Source organism: Spirosoma montaniterrae (assembly GCF_001988955.1).
GTDB classification, from domain to species: domain Bacteria; phylum Bacteroidota; class Bacteroidia; order Cytophagales; family Spirosomataceae; genus Spirosoma; species Spirosoma montaniterrae.
Genome location: NZ_CP014263.1, coordinates 905,092 through 923,000, shown reverse-complemented (window position 1 = coordinate 923,000; position 17,909 = coordinate 905,092). Strand labels below are relative to the sequence as shown.

13 protein-coding genes are annotated in these 17,909 nt (G+C 48.0%); 5 read left to right on the top strand and 8 right to left on the bottom strand.

Annotation, left to right across the window (positions count from 1 at the left end; genetic code table 11):
• Nucleotides 1-7 precede the first annotated feature (7 nt).
• Entirely contained in the window at nt 8-88 is an 81-nt protein-coding gene (locus AWR27_RS03940; protein ID WP_018619445.1) for a potassium-transporting ATPase subunit F, read from the bottom strand.
• A 361-nt stretch (nt 89-449) separates the two neighbouring features.
• Between AWR27_RS03940 and AWR27_RS03935 the strand changes: the two genes are divergently transcribed.
• A complete protein-coding gene (locus AWR27_RS03935; RefSeq protein WP_077130002.1) occupies nt 450-2,423 on the top strand; it encodes a KUP/HAK/KT family potassium transporter in 1,974 nt (657 codons plus the stop codon).
• A 28-nt stretch (nt 2,424-2,451) separates the two neighbouring features.
• Here AWR27_RS03935 and AWR27_RS03930 read toward each other — a convergent pair whose 3' ends face one another.
• The 3 genes from AWR27_RS03930 to AWR27_RS03920 all read right to left on the bottom strand — a co-directional run bounded on the left by AWR27_RS03930 (nt 2,452) and on the right by AWR27_RS03920 (nt 7,712).
• Entirely contained in the window at nt 2,452-3,792 is a 1,341-nt protein-coding gene (locus AWR27_RS03930) for a sigma-54-dependent transcriptional regulator (RefSeq protein WP_077130001.1), read from the bottom strand.
• A 229-nt stretch (nt 3,793-4,021) separates the two neighbouring features.
• Nucleotides 4,022-4,669 carry a response regulator gene (locus AWR27_RS03925; protein ID WP_077130000.1) on the bottom strand — a complete coding sequence of 216 codons (648 nt, stop codon included), beginning with the start codon at nt 4,667-4,669 and terminating at the stop codon, nt 4,022-4,024.
• A complete protein-coding gene (locus AWR27_RS03920) occupies nt 4,626-7,712 on the bottom strand; it encodes a ligand-binding sensor domain-containing protein (protein WP_077129999.1) in 3,087 nt (1,028 codons plus the stop codon). The genes AWR27_RS03925 and AWR27_RS03920 overlap by 44 nt, the downstream gene beginning before the upstream one ends.
• 147 nt (nt 7,713-7,859) lie before the next feature.
• Between AWR27_RS03920 and AWR27_RS03915 the strand changes: the two genes are divergently transcribed.
• From AWR27_RS03915 to AWR27_RS03900, 4 genes are all read left to right on the top strand, one after another.
• Nucleotides 7,860-8,624, top strand: coding sequence for an HpcH/HpaI aldolase family protein (locus tag AWR27_RS03915; protein WP_077129998.1), 765 nt, complete (start codon nt 7,860-7,862; stop codon nt 8,622-8,624).
• 51 nt (nt 8,625-8,675) lie between these two features.
• Nucleotides 8,676-9,206 (top strand): GNAT family N-acetyltransferase, encoded by a 531-nt coding sequence (locus AWR27_RS03910; RefSeq protein ID WP_077129997.1) that lies wholly within the window; start codon nt 8,676-8,678, stop codon nt 9,204-9,206.
• Between the two features lie 874 nt (nt 9,207-10,080).
• Nucleotides 10,081-12,087, top strand: coding sequence for a hypothetical protein (locus AWR27_RS03905; RefSeq protein WP_077129996.1), 2,007 nt, complete (start codon nt 10,081-10,083; stop codon nt 12,085-12,087).
• A 151-nt stretch (nt 12,088-12,238) separates the two neighbouring features.
• Nucleotides 12,239-12,694 (top strand): PPC domain-containing DNA-binding protein, encoded by a 456-nt coding sequence (locus AWR27_RS03900; RefSeq protein ID WP_077129995.1) that lies wholly within the window; start codon nt 12,239-12,241, stop codon nt 12,692-12,694.
• A gap of 298 nt (nt 12,695-12,992) precedes the next feature.
• Here the strand turns inward: AWR27_RS03900 and AWR27_RS25690 are convergent, their stop codons facing one another.
• From AWR27_RS25690 to AWR27_RS03880, 4 genes are all read right to left on the bottom strand, one after another.
• Complete coding sequence (locus tag AWR27_RS25690; protein WP_077129994.1) at nt 12,993-13,334, bottom strand: TolB family protein; 342 nt, start codon at nt 13,332-13,334, stop codon at nt 12,993-12,995.
• Between the two features lie 11 nt (nt 13,335-13,345).
• Nucleotides 13,346-13,933, bottom strand: coding sequence for a TolB-like translocation protein (locus AWR27_RS25685; RefSeq protein ID WP_077129993.1), 588 nt, complete (start codon nt 13,931-13,933; stop codon nt 13,346-13,348).
• 181 nt (nt 13,934-14,114) lie between these two features.
• On the bottom strand, nt 14,115-16,403 hold the full coding sequence (locus AWR27_RS03885) for a VWD domain-containing protein (RefSeq protein WP_077129992.1): 2,289 nt from the start codon (nt 16,401-16,403) through the stop codon (nt 14,115-14,117).
• A gap of 13 nt (nt 16,404-16,416) precedes the next feature.
• On the bottom strand, nt 16,417-17,673 hold the full coding sequence (locus tag AWR27_RS03880) for a hypothetical protein (protein WP_077129991.1): 1,257 nt from the start codon (nt 17,671-17,673) through the stop codon (nt 16,417-16,419).
• Nucleotides 17,674-17,909 lie beyond the last annotated feature (236 nt).

Sequence of the window (17,909 nt, the reverse complement as noted above, 5' to 3'; positions counted from 1 at the left end):
AATACGTTTAGAAGCGTTCGGGCCGGATCAGTACGTATAGCATATACGCAAAGACCAGCAGAGAGACAATAAAAAGGAGTGTTAGCATGGGTCAGATACGTTCGAACCATTCGATGGCTTTGTAGAATACGGCGAAGCAAAGCAGGGCCGACACGATAAGCAGCAGGACAGTTGCCATTTTAAATTGGAAGTAATTGGTTGTTGATGGCTACATGCCAAAAAACAATCCATTTTGTAGGAATCCGCCGTAAATCAGCATAACAATCTGATAGATAACCTATTAATTTTTCCCCGAGAATATTGTATAAGTAAATGATAGCTGTATTTTTTTCATTATGGAAAAGAACATTGTCATTTTGGGGAAACTAATGGAGAAAATGCCATCTAAGAAGCTACAAGTACGGTTGGCACGGCTTTCGCGGTAAGCTACGCCAACACATAACCCAATAATGAACAAACACGCAACTGCTCATTTGGATAAGCTTACGGCAGCCGGTTTACTGGTAGCTGTGGGTATTGTTTTCGGCGATATTGGTACGTCGCCCCTGTACACGTACCGCGCCATCATTGAAGATCGCTCCGTTACAGAAACGCTGGCTTTAGGCGGAGCCTCGGCTATTTTCTGGACGCTTACGTTCCAAACCACACTTAAGTACGTATTTATCACGTTGCGGGCCGACAACAACGGGGAAGGCGGCATTTTTTCGCTCTACACGCTCATTCGGCGATACGGTAAGTGGTTGCTGTTTCCGGCTATTGCAGGCGGCAGTTTTCTCATTGCCGACAGCATCATTACGCCCCCTATCTCGGTTTCGTCGGCTATTGAGGGACTGTTGCCATTATATCCCGATCTCCCAACAGTCCCTATCGTGCTGGCTATTTTACTGCTATTATTTGTGGTGCAGCAGGCTGGCACCAACAAACTTGGCAACGCTTTCGGACCGATTATGGTGGTTTGGTTCACCATGATTGGGGTAATTGGTCTGGCGCAGGTGGTGCAGAACCCGGCAGTGGTTCGCGCCCTAAACCCCTATTATGCTTACAACATGATTGTAAACTATCCCGAAGGTTTCTGGCTGCTGGGGGGGGTGTTTCTGTGTTCGACCGGAGCTGAAGCGTTATACTCTGATATGGGACACGTGGGGAGAAAGAACGTTCAGATATCCTGGGTTTATGTGAAAGTTTGCCTGATTCTGTGCTATTTAGGTCAGGCCGCCTGGCTGCTTCAGCATTTGGGGAAACCGTTAGGCAATCAAAGTCCGTTTTTCGGTTTGATACCGGGCTGGTTTCTCCTGCCCAGCATCGGCATTGCTACGTTGGCTACCATCATTGCAAGTCAGGCACTTATCAGCGGCACATTCACACTGGTTTCCGAAGCATTCCGACTAACGTTGTTGCCCAAAATGCGAATTGTGTTTCCGTCAGATGCACGCGGGCAAGTCTACATTCCGGCATTCAACTGGCTGCTGATGGCTGGCTGTTTCGCCGTAGTGCTCTATTTCCGCGAATCGAAAAATATGGAAGCAGCCTTTGGCTTGTCGGTCAACTTAACAATGCTTATGACCACCGTGCTACTGGCGATGTATCTGTATACCCGCCACATCAACGGATTTGTGGTGCTGGTTCTGCTGGCAATCTATTTATTCATTGAAGGGGGTTTTCTGGTTGCCAACCTGCGGAAATTTACGCACGGCGGCTGGGTGTCGCTCTTATTGGGTGCCATTATGATGACCGTTATGCTGGTCTGGCATTTCGGAAGCCGTATCAAACGCAGACTTACCCGCTATGTGAGTCTACGCGATCACCTGCCTATTCTAAAGCAACTAAGCAACGATGAGAGCATTCCTAAATACGCCACCAACTTAGTGTATCTAACCTCGTCGACTGATGCCCGACAGGTTGAAGAACACATCATTGACTCAATTCTGGAAGGGCAGCCCAAACGGGCCGACGTGTATTGGCTTATTCACGTCGAACTGGCCGATGACCCCTACACTACTGAGTACTCAATCGACATTCTGGAGCCGGAAGAAGTAGTACGCATAACCTTCCGGTTAGGTTTCCGCGTGCAGCCCCGCATCAATCTGCTGTTCCGAAAAGTGGTTGAAGAGATGGTGCGCTGTGGCGAAGTGAAGTTATTTCCGAAATACCGGCCACTTGGCACGTCTCCTAATTTTATCGGCGACTTTAGATTTATCGTCATCAACCGCTTCCTGTCTTATGAAAATGATTTGACTGCGCTTGATTCTTTTGTGATGAGTAGTTATTTCAGCCTGAAGCGAGTGAGCTTAGCCGACGAACGTGCCTATGGTCTCGACACGCAAAACGTAGAAACCGAGCAGGTACCGCTCATTGTCCGGCCCGCCGAATTTGTGCGCCTTCGTCGGGTAACTACATCTGCAAACGAGCCTACAATCAACTAACAGGTAGGGTTTTCACCTCGCTGTTGGCTCAGTCCAGACCATACTCCTGAATTTTGCGGTACAGCGTTGTCAGGCCAATTCCCAGCAGGCGGGCAGCTTCGGGTTTTTGCCCGTTGGTATGCTTTAGTACCCGCCAAATGTGTTGCTGCTCCAGTGTGGCGAGGTCTACAATCACGTTCGGGTCAGGAGCCGTTATATCGGTTTGTAGTTCGTATGGCAGCAGATCGGGTGTTAGTTCGCTGGTATCGGCCAGGATTACGGCTCGCTCGATTACGTTTTTTAGCTCCCGAATATTACCCTTCCAGGGGTGCTGTTGCAGTTTCTGCACAAACGCCGGACTCAATTGAATCTCACGCCGACCCATCTTAGCCGCGTCTTGCCGGGCAAACAACTCGGCCAACGCCGGAATGTCGTCGCGTCGGTCGCGCAGGGATGGCAACTCAATACCAAATACCGACAGGCGATAGTATAAATCAAGCCGAAACGTTCCGGCATTGGCTTCCTGTTCGAGACTCCGGTTGGTGGCGGCAATCACGCGCACGTCGGTTTTAGTGGGCTTCGTGTCGCCCACGCGCAGAAACTCGTGCGTTTCGAGGACTCGTAAGAGTTTGGCCTGCAAATCGAGCGGCATTTCGCCGATTTCGTCTAAAAAAATGGTGCCTTTGTCGGCCTCGGCAAACAGCCCTTTCTGGTCGCGGGTGGCCCCGGTGAAGGCTCCGGCGCGATGTCCGAACAGTTCGCTTTCGAGAATGTCTTTGCCCAACGCCCCGCAGTTGACAGCCACAAACGAACCACTCCGACGCGGACTTGCGTAGTGAATAGCCTGCGCGAAGACCTCCTTACCTGTGCCGGTTTCGCCTGTTAGCAGCACAGTGGCATCCGTAGCGGCCACTTTTCGAGCCAGTGCAATAGGCTGCTGAATGGCTTTTGAGTGACCGATAATGCTGTCAAACCCATGCCGCCGGTTCACCTGCGCTTCGAGTTGCTGCACCCGAAATTGCAGTTTAGCCTTCTCTACGGCCCGGCTCACGAGCGGAATAATCCGGTCATTGTCGTCGCCTTTTGTGATATAATCAAACGCGCCGTTTTTGATGGCCGTTACACCGTCCTGAATAGTGCCATAGGCCGTGAGTACAATGATTTCGGTGGCCGGGTAGAGCTGCTTTAATTGCGCGGTAAGTTCGATACCGTTTTTATCGGGCAGTTTCACGTCGCTGATGACCACGTGTACGGCTTCGCGTTCGAGGGTTTTCAGACCGGTGCGGGCGTTTTCGGCTTCGAGTACGGTATAGCCTTCGAGTTGCAGAATCCGGGCAAGCAGTTGACGCAGGCGCGGTTCATCGTCAATAATGAGCAAGGTTGCAGACATGGCTCTACAACGGCGTAAGTCGGGTGCAAGTTTGTTTCTTTTCCCGGAAAGCACCCGCTTTTCGCAACTACGTGGAAAGGCATAAAAAAATCGGTCGCCCTTCGTTAACGGGCGACCGGAGTTCAGAGAAGGCTTCGCGTATGGTGTGAAGAAAGAAGCTAAACAAAGTTCTGCTTCATCCGCACCAATGTCAATACCCCAATCCGGGTAGATTTATATGGGCTTCACGTTACAAACCCATTTCTATGGCAAACCGCACCAGATCAGCCAACGTACTGATGTTGAGTTTGGCATGAATGTTTTTTCGGTGTGTATCAATCGTATGCGGACTCAGATTCACTTTTTCAGCAATTTGCGGGCTGCTCAACCCCTGTTTGATGTAGCGGATGATTTCAACCTCACGCGGGGTTAGCTTGTATTTTTTGAGGAATATGTCGTCGGTATGATTGCCAAACTGTTTCCAGTCATGCAGTTTAGGGTCGAAGTAAGCCTGACCTTGAGCTACGGCCCGGATAGCGGCTAACAGTTCTTCTTTCGTTGACGTTTTGAGCATGTAGCCCGTAGCACCGGCGTTTCTGAAATCGTCAATGTAGCGTTGTTCGCCATACATGCTCAGAATCAGAATGCGTTGCGTAGTGCGGTTAGCAACAAGTTGTCGGGTCAGGTCGAGGCCATCTAACTCGGGCATATTAAAATCAATGATCAGTACATCGGGCTGAAATTCGGTTACAGCCTGTAGCGCGTTGGGGCTGTGGTAAATTTGCCCAACAACGATCAGATCGGGCACGTCGGCCAGCATAAGCCGTAAACCATCATTAAATAGCCGATGGTCGTCAATGATCAGAAGGCGGATAGGTTGTTGAGCGGGTTGAATCATACGGGACGTCGAGCATGACAAGGTAGCTACTGGCGTTGCTGTCGGTCGTGAGCGTGGCACACAGATATTCTGCTCGGTAAGTTATATTCTTTTGCCCGATTCCCGGCGTCATCTGTTCAGAAAATAATCCGTTTTTTTGATTCGTATCGACTGGTGTTTCGACTAATACGCTCAGGTTGCGCTCGTGATAACCCAACTGAACGATAGCCAGCCCCGGCCCGCCATGTTTGAGCGCGTTCTGCACCAGTTCGGCAATAATGCGATATAGTACCAATTCTCGTTCGGGAAACAATCGCCGAACTTCGCCAAATTGAATGTACTCGAACATTGTTTGCGACGACCGGCTGGCCCGCTCTGTCAACTGTGCCACCACGTCGGGCAAAGCGTATTTGTCGAACTCTACGGGCATCAAATCGTGCGTAATCGTGCGTAAATCGTTACCTGCTTTGTCAATTAGCGTGTAAGCCTGTTCGAGGTCGGCGGTGGTGTCGGGCAGGCGAAGCGTTTCTTTAGCGCGTTCGAGCATTCCTTTGGCCGTGGCGAGGGTATTACCTACGTCGTCGTGCAGATCGCGGGCAATACGGTTGCGTTCGCTTTCCTGTGTTGCCAACGTATTTTGCAACAGCCGAAGCTGCCGGGCCAGCTTGCTGCGATTGAGCGCGTTCATCCAGAATGTTATACTGCCGACTACCAAAACTGTGCTAAGCAGCCAAAACCACCAACGCTGCCAGAACGGCGGACGAATGGTAATGTGCAGTTTGGTTTCAGCCGTGAGCTGTCCGCGTGCATCTACTGCCCGCACCCGAAAGGCATAGCTACCCGGCGACACGTCGGCGTAGCGCACCGTATTGCCTTCGCTCAACGATACCCAGCCCCGGTCAACGCCCGAAAGTTGGTAGAAAAACTGATTTTTGCCATTGCTCACGTAGTCTAAAGCAGCCAGCCCAATCGAAAACGTGCGTTCATCTGGGTCGAGCGTTACAGAGCCGGTTTCGCCGATAAACGCCCCCATATTGTAGGGTTGGTCGTTAACCTGGAAATCTATGACCCGAACGGGTATTTCTGCCCGGTAGTTTTCAATTTGCTGCGGCACAAACCGATCCAGCCCATGCACACCCCCGAAATAAAACGTACTGTCGGAGCCAGCCAGCGACGCGTGGCTGTTGTATTCACGGCTTTTGGTCATTACAACCGGATTAAACGTTTGCGCTGCCGGAAAAAACTTGACTAAGCCATTATTGGTGCTGAGCCAGAACCGCCCGCGCCGGTCGGGCAGCAGACCATATACGACATCGTCGGGCATACCGTCTTTTACGGTATAGGTGCGAATGATTTTCCGCGTAGCCGGGTCGAAGCGAACTAAGCCCCGATCTGTGCAGAGCCACAACGAACGCCGGGCCGGATCAGCGTAATAGTCCATGACATTGTGGCCGGGCAATACAACGGCTTCCTGCCTAAGTTGTCCGTTCTGATAGCGATAGATCACCAAATCCTGATTACGACGACCCGCATACAGCCGCTTTGTATTCTGGTCAAAGTACATGCCGCCCTCATAAACGCCACCTGCATCTATCTGATAAACAGGCATTAGATTATTATCCAAGAGAAACAAGCCACCGTGCGTTGCCAGGGCGAAACGGCCATCGGGCAGTTCGAGCAGACCGCCTGCGTAGCTACAGTTAGCGTCGGCGCAGCGAGGATTAGGCACTGGCGCGAAGCGGTCTGTTTTTGGGTTATAGCGCAGCAGGCCAAAAATGGTAGCTACCAACAGCCGCCCGTCGCGGGTTTGTTTGATTTGCCGGATGTTGCCCTCAACAGGAACGCCCTGCTCGCCCGTATACGCCCGCATTTGTCCTGTAGTGGGGTTGTATCGCCGGATACCGCCTTCGACCGTGCCGACCCAGATATGGCCTTGCCGGTCTTCGCATAATCCGCGAATAGTATGGTTGTTGAGGTCGGTAATGTCGGCAGGGTTATCGGGGAAAGTTTCAACGGTAAACGCATTCGGGTAAATAAGGTCTACGCCGAACGGGTCGCAGTTGACCCATACTAAGCCGAGGTCATCTACATAAACCGCCGATACCTGTGTCGACAGCAGGGAGTTAGGCACAGGGCCGGGCTTTAACTCCTGCTCGATCTGACCACGGGCCGGATTGTAAAGCCACACCCCTGCGCCCTCAACGGCCAGCCACCAACGATTCTGCCGGTCTTCGGCCATGCTGACAAACCGGAATTTATCGATGCCAGGCCGCAGCGCATACCGACGCACAAGCCGGGTTAATGATGGATCGAACTCGAAAATGCCCGACGGCCCTACGAAGCAGTAATTGCCCCGGTGTGGGCCGGGCGTTTGGCAGCGGTGCAGGGTCTGAAACGATGCCGATACATCACCAAACCCCGGCAGTATGGCATCGGTAGCCTGCCCGGTCAGAAACGTTTGCGCCTGCCGGGTTTGGTAGTTATATACCCGAAAGCCAGTTGGCAGTAAGTAAATGAGCAAATGCCGGTCGGGCTGGTGTTCAATCCATTCGGTGGTGATACTGAAGCGCGGTTTTACCGATTTATCAATGATCGTTCGACGTTCGGTTATGTAGTTGAATTTGACGACACCCTGCTGCTTATTGACAAACCACGCGGTAGAGTCGTCGGCGTAAAACACTTCATGTTCACTGATAAATGGCTTTCCGCGCCGGTCAGTAGCGTAGAACCGCCTGAACGAGTTGGTTCGGCGGACATACTGGCTCAGGCATTCTTCCGTACCCAGCCACAGATCGCCATTTCGGGTTTCATGAATACCGCGTACTTCGCCCTTTCCGATGGTCGCTGAATCGGTTTCGTCGGCCCGGTATACCGTAAAGCGATTACCATCATAGCGATTGAGCGCGTTCTGGCTGCTAATCCAGACAAACCCGCGCGAATCTTTGTGGATATAAAAGCATGACCCCTGCGACAGCCCATCACGGGTAGTTAGGTGCCGAATGGCAAAAGGCCGCTGCGCCTGTGCGCTGAACGCCAGCAGTATCAACAATACAAGACAGCGCATTAGGTATGCGAATGAGTAGAATACGCCCTAAAGCTACTGGTTCTGTTCGCCTTCTGAAATACCCGGATTGTGGTATTTGAAAAAAGGTGTATAGGTTAATTCAACGAGAAACTTGCATTTTGTTGGCAGATAGACAATCTTGACAATATGAAGCAAAATATTGTAAAAACCCGGTTAAAAAACAACCAGCCCGTTCTGGGCGTACTTTCCAACAGCATCGACCCCACTATAGCCGAGCTATGCGGCTTTTCCGGGCTTGATTTCTACATGATCGATGGCGAACACAGCCCCGTTACAACCGCACAGGTGCAGGACATTGTACGGGCCTGTGAAGTGAGCGGTATTACGCCCCTCGCCCGTGTGCGCAGCAACGACCCGAAGCTGATATTACAGTTTTTAGATGCAGGTGTAATGGGGCTGATGATGCCCGGCATCAAAACTCCGGCAGAAGTAGAAGCACTGGTGCAGGCCGTCAAATACCCACCGACGGGCGTTCGGGGGCTGGGGCTGGTACGGGCGGCTGATTATTTGCAAGGAGCTATGAATCAGGGGGAATATGTGCAGTTTGCCAACGAGCAAACACTTATATTACCACAAATCGAAGACATTGAAGCCGTTCAGAATATAGATGCCATACTCCTTGTAGATGGAGTAGACGGGTTCGTAATCGGCCCGCGCGACCTTGCCATGAGTATGGGCTACTACGACGGCCCCGGCCACGACGACGTCAGGAAAACTATTGCAGGGGTCGTTGATAAAATACGTAAAGCGGGCCTGATTGTGGGCACAACAGCCGCCACCGGTGATCAGGCCAAAGCCTTAATTGACCGGGGCGTGTTACTCTGCCTCAACTCGGTCGCCGGTTTGTTGAAATCAGCCGCCGGTGATTTCATGAAGGGGCGGCAAATTTAACTTACTCGCGCTGCAAATCTGGCACAGAAACCTTACTATCCGTTTGAGACAATGGTTTCAAAACACCTCCAAACTATTCAGCTTATTACGCCCGGACAGGCCCCGGCATTGTCGGCCCTCTGTCGTCGGATTTACCCACAGTATTTCACATACCTGTGGTTTGATGAGGGTGCGTGGTATATCGAACACTCGTACAACGAAGCAACGCTCCGGGCCGAACTCAAAGATCCTAACGTACAATATTTTTTCACACTGCTAAACGATCAGCCTGCTGGCTATCTGAAAGTAAAACTCAGTAGCAATCTGAACAATGAAGCAGGCGGATTTGAAATTGAACGAATTTATTTTTTACGGGAAGTCGCCGGACAAGGACTGGGTACTTACCTGATTGAATACGCCTTCGAGATAGCCCGACAACTCAACAAACGGTATGTATGGTTGAACGTGATGGATAGCAGCACAAATTCGATAGCGTTTTACCATAGGCACGGTTTCGAACCTGTTGGCGAAACATGGTTGGGCTACAAACTGATGAAACCTGAGTACCGGCGCATGTGGCAAATGCAGAGAAAAATCGTGTAATATGGACAAGCTCCTGTTTCTACGAAAATATGGACAGCGATGCAGTCAGTATTTTGTAGGCGATAACACTTTATCGATTTATTGGTTTCTTGTTTAGTTCACAGTTGCGACATGTGTTCTGATCAGTTGACAAGCCTGTCTGAGCAATCTGTTCTGCGCACCCCGGCATAGTATTTGTATTAGCCAAGTTAATACAGGAAAAAAACGCTGAGGAATTGGGCAGAACGCAGAAAATTGACATTGACTGCGAGTTTATGGAAAAATCGTTTGTTAACTCAGTGACAATCCTTATTATTGAGCGTCTTTATCGTCAGACCAGTTCTGATAGCAATGATTCCGTTGCCATCAGGCCACCTACTGACAGAGGCATTGCGATTATTTGCGCTACTTGTCTACCCTCTAAAAAATGCTTAGACAACGGTGCAAAAACACGCTTACGTAAGCAGGAGACGCGAAAAAATATTGACAGAATGAATTGACTTTTCCAATTCAGCCTTAACATTGCAGAAAATTTCACGGACACAAGGTCCATTCGTTGATGTTACCGCTGTTGTAATCTGGTTATCCAGTTGAAACAGCTTAACAGTGAAAGTGCGGGAGGGAGGGGTTTTCCGTACTTTTTTGTGCAACGTTCGTTTTAAAGCCTATTGAGTCAAAAAGTGGTAGTAATACCGCCGACATGTATCAGGGGCACCAACAACCCCCTGTTATATAAGTGATTGACTCGAAAAGTGAAAAAATCCACCAAAATAGTGGGTTGACCGTTGCATAAGTTTCCAGAACTCACTTTAGGAGAATAAAAGTTTAGTTAGAAACATTGCGTCAAATTAACTCAATAAATATGCGAACATTTATCCAACAACACCCCATGCGGATGCTGGCTGGACTCGTGTTGCTAGGTTTTGCAATGCCTTCTGTCGGCTTAGCTCAACAAGCTGACACGGTTCGGCGGGACGACGTCCAGTCCGCCACCAATCAGGCTGTACAATCCACTGATGCCGTTCGGTCGAACGCGCGTGACAACATCTATCGTTTAGGCAAGGGGGTCTACACCGATACGCTGCGCCGTGAAGATTTTAAAGCCGTAGCTGCTGATGTTGCCGAACTCGACGACTGTGACACCACCTTTCAGACCTTTGTATTGGTCCGTCGCCTGTCGCCCTGGCGAATCGGTTTATTCGCCGGACCCAATTTTGCCTATTGCGGCACCTGGGAGAACACATTCGGCCCCGTTCGGCGCGACAATTCGCTGTACAACGGTGCCGGGTTCAACATTACGGGTAATGTTGATTATTACCTGACGCCTGCTACCCGACGGCTGCGTTTTGGTTTGGGTACAGCTTTTGGCTATCAGAACTACATCACACGAGGTGCCTACCGCGATTATCTGTATGCATTGGCAGCTTCGCGCACACCAAGCGTAGGTCGCGATCAGGTAACAATTCGCCAGCGGGCTTCGGAAGATATGTTCCTGACGGTTGGGCCGGTTGTGCAGTTTACGCTGGCTCGCAGCCGCCGGAATCCTGACGCAACCACCTTCATCGAACTGGGTCTGCGTGGCGGGTTGTTCCGTACTGAAGCAGCAACCATTGCCGCTTACATTCCGTCTCAACTGTCGGCAGTGCCAAATGTACCTTCGTTTGTTGATGGTGGCGCATTGCTCCGATCAGTCAACCCCAGTGCGAAGTTGTATCATCCGGGTGGCCTGTTGTCGTTGGGAGTATTCTTCCCGTTGCGCAATAACTGGAACATCGGTGTACAGGGTCAGGGCTTTTACACCCGCCTGAATTACCTGATCATCAATGGTATTCAGGATGAACTGGCCGAGTTTACGCGTAAGCACGGTGGTTTTAGTGCTGGTGTAGCTGTGCGGAAAGGATTTGTGCAGCGGAAGCTGATTCCGAAAGCACCAATTACCTGCCCTACCTGCGAACAGATTCCAGCTTTGAACATCCAGTTCAATGGTGCGTCGCTTAAGGGAACGTCGCTCGCTTACAACGACAACGCTGCGACGGTTAATCCATCAGCAACAGCACCGGTTATTAGCTGGCGGAGTACTACCCCGAACCCACGCAATGAAACGTTTACGGCCCGGTTGTACTATCGTGCAGACTCTGTTGGAACAACTACCGGCGATCAGGTTATTGCCCAATTGGAGAACACAACCGATACGACGCTCGCGTTCCCAACGGCTTATTTCTCGAACGGTCAGCTTAACCCCGGCTTCTACTACGTAACCGTTCACAACCGGCAAACGGCTAAGTGTGGCACGTGTATGAGTGAAGTGGCAACAACGAGCTTTGCGGTAGTGAAAAAGACACCACCCCTACCTGACTGCAAATACCGTCACCGCTTAGAGCGTCTGGAAGTATACTACCGCACGCCATACACCCGCGAAGTAGCTAACGTCTGCTACTGTAACGGCACGATTACATCGGTTGGCGATACTGTTACACGACTCCGCTACCGTGGTCTGAACCGTCGTCTGGCAACGAGCGTGGTTGAGTTCGATACCAACACGGTTATCCTGAACATCAACGAACTGCCGGGTGGTCTGGCTCAACAGCTTCAGGCTGAGAAGGCGAAAATTGAGAGTGGCAACGCCATTCGCTTCAAAGGTCGCCGGGTACGTCCGCAGGTTTCTTACTTCCGCGCTGTGTTCACCGTCACCAAGCTGCCATGCAACGGTCAGCCTGAGCAGCAGGTGGGTAGCTTCAACACAACGATCAGCGATAATACGTACTCGATCACTGACCTGAAGCCGCTGACAGAAGCTCAACGTGCTAACCTGCTGAACCCAGCACCGGTTAAGAAAAAACCCGCCCGTCGCCGGGCAGGCAACAGCGGTCGCCGGTCAGACGTGATGTTCGGCATCGAATAAGCGTATCAGACTTGTCAACAAAAAAACCGGAGGCCAACGCTTCCGGTTTTTTTGTTGAAACTACCATTGATTTACTCCCACGCCTAAGCTTATTCCTACTCTTATGACACGACCACCAGCCTTATCACTATTATTTTTACTCATCTGGCACATGATGACTGAAGACGCACAAGCCCAGTCGTTTCCGCAACCCGTTGCAGCTACCATGCAAACGTACTCTTTCCGGCTCAGGCCCGGTCAGGATTTGAAAGAGCAGATCGATGGGCTGGTTGCGCGTGAGGGCATCCGGGCTGGTGCGCTGTTAACATGCGTTGGTAGCCTGACCGATGTTACGCTGCGCTTAGCGAATCAGGAAAAATCAAATCACTGGCAGGGACATTTTGAAATCGTATCACTGGTAGGTACACTCTCGATCAATGGGAGCCATCTGCATTTGTCCGTTTCTGACTCAACTGGACAGACTCTCGGTGGGCATTTGGTAGCAGGCTGTAAGATTTATACGACAGCCGAACTCGTCATTGGCGTGATGCCCGAACTAACATTTGATCGGGAACCTGACCCAACGTATGGCTATCGCGAACTGGTTGTAAAAAAGCGGAACAATTAAATTTTGCGGATCAGTGAGATATCGGGTTCGAAATATACCCAATAGAACTATAGCTGTTTTTTCAAATGAAACCTAAATGGCGCAAAGTACCATCATCGAAATATTGCTCAATTAATGAAAACACTTCTCCTATAGCATCTATCATCAGTCTCAAAAAACAATCACACTAAGTTAGCTATGAACTAAATATTGTTAACTTAGTGTGATTGTCCTACTCTGGGGCAGACTTTGTTATTATTCACATACTGGCTGCCCAGAGGAGCACTGTTTAAAATCTCATTGTATTATTTTCCAAACTTCACCTTAGCTTTCCAGATATTATAGTTCTTTTCAGCATTAGAACTAAAAAAAAGCATGCCATTATCCCCCATGCCGGATCACTTTCATCCGTTTCTCCCTGAGTAATCTGAATTAGTTCAGTACCGTCCGCTTTCATGACGTAGATGTGTTTGTTCTGCTTTTTTGGATTTTCACGATTGCTGGCGAAGGCAATATATTTACCATCTCTGGAGAAAGAGCCATCTCGGTTGTTATATTCTCCAGACGTTAACTGTGTCTTCTCTCCAGTTTTCAGATCCATTGTAAACACCTGAATAGTTTTCCCAACCTTCAGGTTGTAAATGATCTGGTTGTTGTTCATAGGGTTCAGGCTTATGTGCCCCCCTCTGTAATAACCGAATAATTACCTCCTTTCATGTCCATCGAGCAAATCATCCGGCTATTGCTCATGCGAGTAGTGAACAGGATTTTCGAGTTATCTTTCAGCACAACGGGTTCGGCATCGTCTTCACCCATTGCTCCCGGCGAAATGTAATTAAGGCCCACTCCGTTAATGTCAGAGCGGACAATCACTGGCTTTTCAGGCTTAATGTAACTGAAAATAACTCCCGTATTGTTAGGTAGCCATGTAGGATAGGCAGCATTGTTCACCAATGGATTAGTAACAGGCTTACCAATCTCTTTACGGACGATTCGGAAGTTTTTGTTGGTCCTTACTTCGAGTCCTGCATTGGTCAAACCGAGCGAGTAAGATACTTCAAGAGCGTTATAGAGTAAAAATTTGCCGTCGGGGCTTACTCTGGCAAAGAATTCCTGGGAAGCGTCAGAAGTTTCACGAGTTAGATTTTCGGCATTGCCTGTAATGCCCGGAACGCTTGGAATTTGTGCCATCAGGTGACTCGACACGGTAATAAGAGCGGCAACTAAAGCCTGCTTCTGAGTAAATCTTTTCAGATCCATAAGGTGTGAATTAAACACAGTTGATAGAAAAAGTTAGCTTCTAATGAGTTGAATCTCGTTCATTATCAGCTAAAATGTACGTACTACTTAATTGCATTGCCAATTACTTCTAAATTCCTGAGACAGCCAAACAGATACTGTTTTTTTGTTCTCAGTAATCAGCTTACGACTGCCCTGCCAGCTAATAACTTTTGAATGACCATCGATAGAGCTTCACAGTATTATTGACTGTTAAAGATACGTTTTGATGGTTTACGAGAAGTTCATCTTGGGGTCGATAACGTCGTATCGTAAAATTTACATTTTCCGACACCAGAATATCATCAAAATAGACCCTGTACGTACTGGTTTTTGCACCTAAATTAATAGCCGACTGGATAACAACTTTATGAAGCTTCCCATCGAATATGGCTATATTCGAATCAATTCCCATAAAAAGATATAATAATGGGTCATAAAATCTGTATCTGCCGACACTGTTTAATGCTTTCACAGACCAGTGCCATTCGTAGCGGCCAAGATTGAAAGAAAGTTCGGATGGGATAATATTCGGGCTTTCAGATGCCAGATAAATAGTTGTTTCAAATCCATTAACTACAGAAATGGGTCTGTTGATCGCAGGATAAGTTACACTATTACACAGAAGATATTCTGTCCCATACTGATTGCTGCTAAAAGCCTGCTTTAACAAACTCTTATCATCATTCGGCCCAAACTTTATGTCAAATGTTTTAACTATGCTTTCTTCCTGCAAATCTTTGGCTCTTTGTGCTATTCCGGCATCGCCGGTAGCTACTACATCGTTTATACAGCCCTCTAAAAATGGGGCTTTCACACCTGCATCACGACAAACTCGCTCGGCACTGGCACGTTGGCTTGCGCTTATCACAAGTGGAGCACGCGGAAAACTGCGGTTAGTATAAGAATCGGTATTTTTGCCCACATCATACACGAATAATGATTGATTCTGGGCAATTCGCCAGCTATTGGTAAAGTTGGGGTACAGTGATCCATACGCACCATTGATCAGTGTGCCATTTCTAACCTGTAAGTCATTGTCAGTCTGCTTGTCATAATTCCCAAAAATACCAATCATTTTGCCTTGTCGCTGAGTTCCTGGAATAATGGAATAATCAAGGGCATCACCCCGGTTAAATACTTTGACGACATCGCCGTTGCCTGTACTAACCACAAACGTTTTTGAGTCTCCCGTAATGCTTCCGCCACTTTGTAAGACATTATCAATAGAAGAAGAGTAGGTGTACGGCGTTTGATTGATAAAATATTTGGTAGGGTAAAAGCACAACTTATCGTTTCCTGTATTAATCGCCAGCCCCGTATTCCAAGATACGCTACCCGAACTAGTTCGACTTTTTAGTTCTTCCTGACGCACCTGTATTTCAAAATTATCGGTGGATGATTTAGTAGCTACAAATTCTCCTACGCCATTAAACTCATAAGATTTACCATCAAAGGTTACAATGTTAGGGTCGCCAAAACTCTTGCCGAATACGTTAGATGTAGGAAATGTAGGATCATTGGGCAGGCCCGGAGGGTTGAATTTTTCCTTTAGTAGTTTAGCTGTAGCATCAAGCATACCAGTTAGGCACAGAACAGTACCAACTATTACCTGAGTTTTTTTACCCTTAGCAAAGTCGTATAGAATACCAGAGCAAGTAGTACTTACATCCAATTGTTGTATACCATTTAAAGGGCCCAGTTCTATACACTCACCATTATTCAGCTTCATGCGTGTCTCATGAAAACTACTGCAATTTGCAGCCGTAAAAACAGCTCCTACGCCTGTTAGAAAAAGACTAAGACCACCCGTAACGGGGGCTGCAAAAAGGGATAGACCAGTGCCAACTGAGCCTAAAAGGCATTGTAAACCATCAGCGTAATATGAAATCTTCCCTAAGGTCGTATTACAGTCATCGTTATTCGAACCTTCACCCGCTGCTACTCGTAACCCTTTTTCAATATCAAACTGCCTTTTGACTTCTTTAAATTTCAGAAGTGCTTCTCCACAAGAAACATCTGTACGGCTTTGAATCAGTGTATTTTGTGTATCATAAATCTCAACATCTACCGTGTTTGTTTTCAGGTTGTAATTTTTCAACTGTACAGTTATAGTAGTATCGTTTTTTATACTCGTAATTTTTTGGGGCAACAGATTTTCATTTAACTCAAAACTAAACAACAGTTTTTGTTCTGGCAGGTAAGTAACAATTTGTCGAACATTAACTAAACTTCCCTTAGAGTTCTTATCACCATAAAAAAGATTGATTTCTCGTTTATTCGTATCGGTTACGATGACGCCAAGATTATCATTCAGGCTACGGTCAATAAAAAAGACATGAAAGGGACTTGCTTCGCTGGTATCCTGCGTAACGTCTACATCATAAACCTGTTTACAACTATGGTTTACTATGAATAGTAGCAAAAAAGAGAAGGCCGTTTTTAGGTTCATGGTGCGGTGCAGTTTATCTGTTAGGTGTTCGATAAGATATAAGCCCAAAACCTACCCGCAAACTGATTAGATGTAGTACTTCGTTGGGAGGATAGGCGTAGTCGAGTAATGGCAGTGGTTTAGCAATATAGTTATAACCAATGCTTGCATCCACCATGACTTTACTACCAACACGATGTTCGTAACCAAACGCTCCTGAGCCGCCCCAATAAATGGTACTTTGTATCCTATCGGGTGCAGCTACAGATTTTCCGTCATACCCTCCCTGGCGAAGTCTTAAGCCTTCGATATGAGCTTTTGGCAACACGTAAAAGGCTTTCCCAACATATAATTTGGAGCCGATACGAACCGAAGCGCGAGACAGACCAACTGAATAAACATAAAGCAAGTCAGTCTCCCTGGAAAAGCGATATTCAGAAGCCCATTCTGTAAAGCCCACTTCGGCCACGAAGCCAATGGTACGGTTAAGCCTTTTTGTATACTGCACTAAACCTCCTATAGCCATTTTCAATCCCAACCCTTTACGTTCATCTGCCCATTGAGACCCTCCAATAGCAAGCATCTGAGAGGCTTCTATTCCTAGTATATATGTAGAATACGCATAATCACTTTTGGGAATTTTCCGCTGCATTGTTACTTCTTCGGTTTGCTTCTGAGGGGCATCCTGTTTTTGTGCTAATCGATGTGCTTCAACCCGTACAGGAGACCTATTTTTTTCAGGCTCTTTGGCTGGTGTTCTTTGAGGCATTTCACCAACTACACGAGCACTGTCTTTAACCGTATTTTGTTCTATTCTCTCGATCTCCTTCTGTCGGATACTTCTAACTCGCTGCGAATGGTCTGTAATGACTACGTACTTTATTTCTGTTGGTGTGATGTCAATAATTTTACACTCGATAATACTCTTATCTTTTTTATAAATACGGTCAGGTTGATGGCCTTTATTTGCTTTTTGAGTACTTCCCGGCGGCTCCTTTATTAGCTGAGTGTAGGCACTACGCAACACGGGGAGTGGTAGCAGCTTTATTGTTATCATCTCTTCTCTTCCGTCAGCGTACTTAATCCGGCTAATTTCTACCCTATGCAAACGCATCATTTGCATTTTTGCGGATGGAGATAGTCGGTAATAAACCTGATTTCCCTGAAACCTCAATCCGTAGGCTTTCAACACCGTTGAATCCACTTTAATAAGTATCGCAGGTTTGGTTTTTTGAGCCATGCCAGTCGATACCGAAAAGTAAAACAGCAGAGTGAGTTTAATTGCTTTCATAGGACTTCAGTTATTCGGGCGGCAATTACTTTACAGGCAAAGGGTTGATCACTTTAGCACCTACTTAATCCCAAAAACTGGACAGGTAGGCGAACGTAATACAGAAGCTTCTGTATTACGTTCGCTATCAGCGAGTAACTATTAAATAGTGTGGATAGAAGCAAATAACAGTGATTAGTCTTACGCTTCTCAGGAACAAAGTTGCCGCCTGACCCAATCGTATGAAATAGCATCTT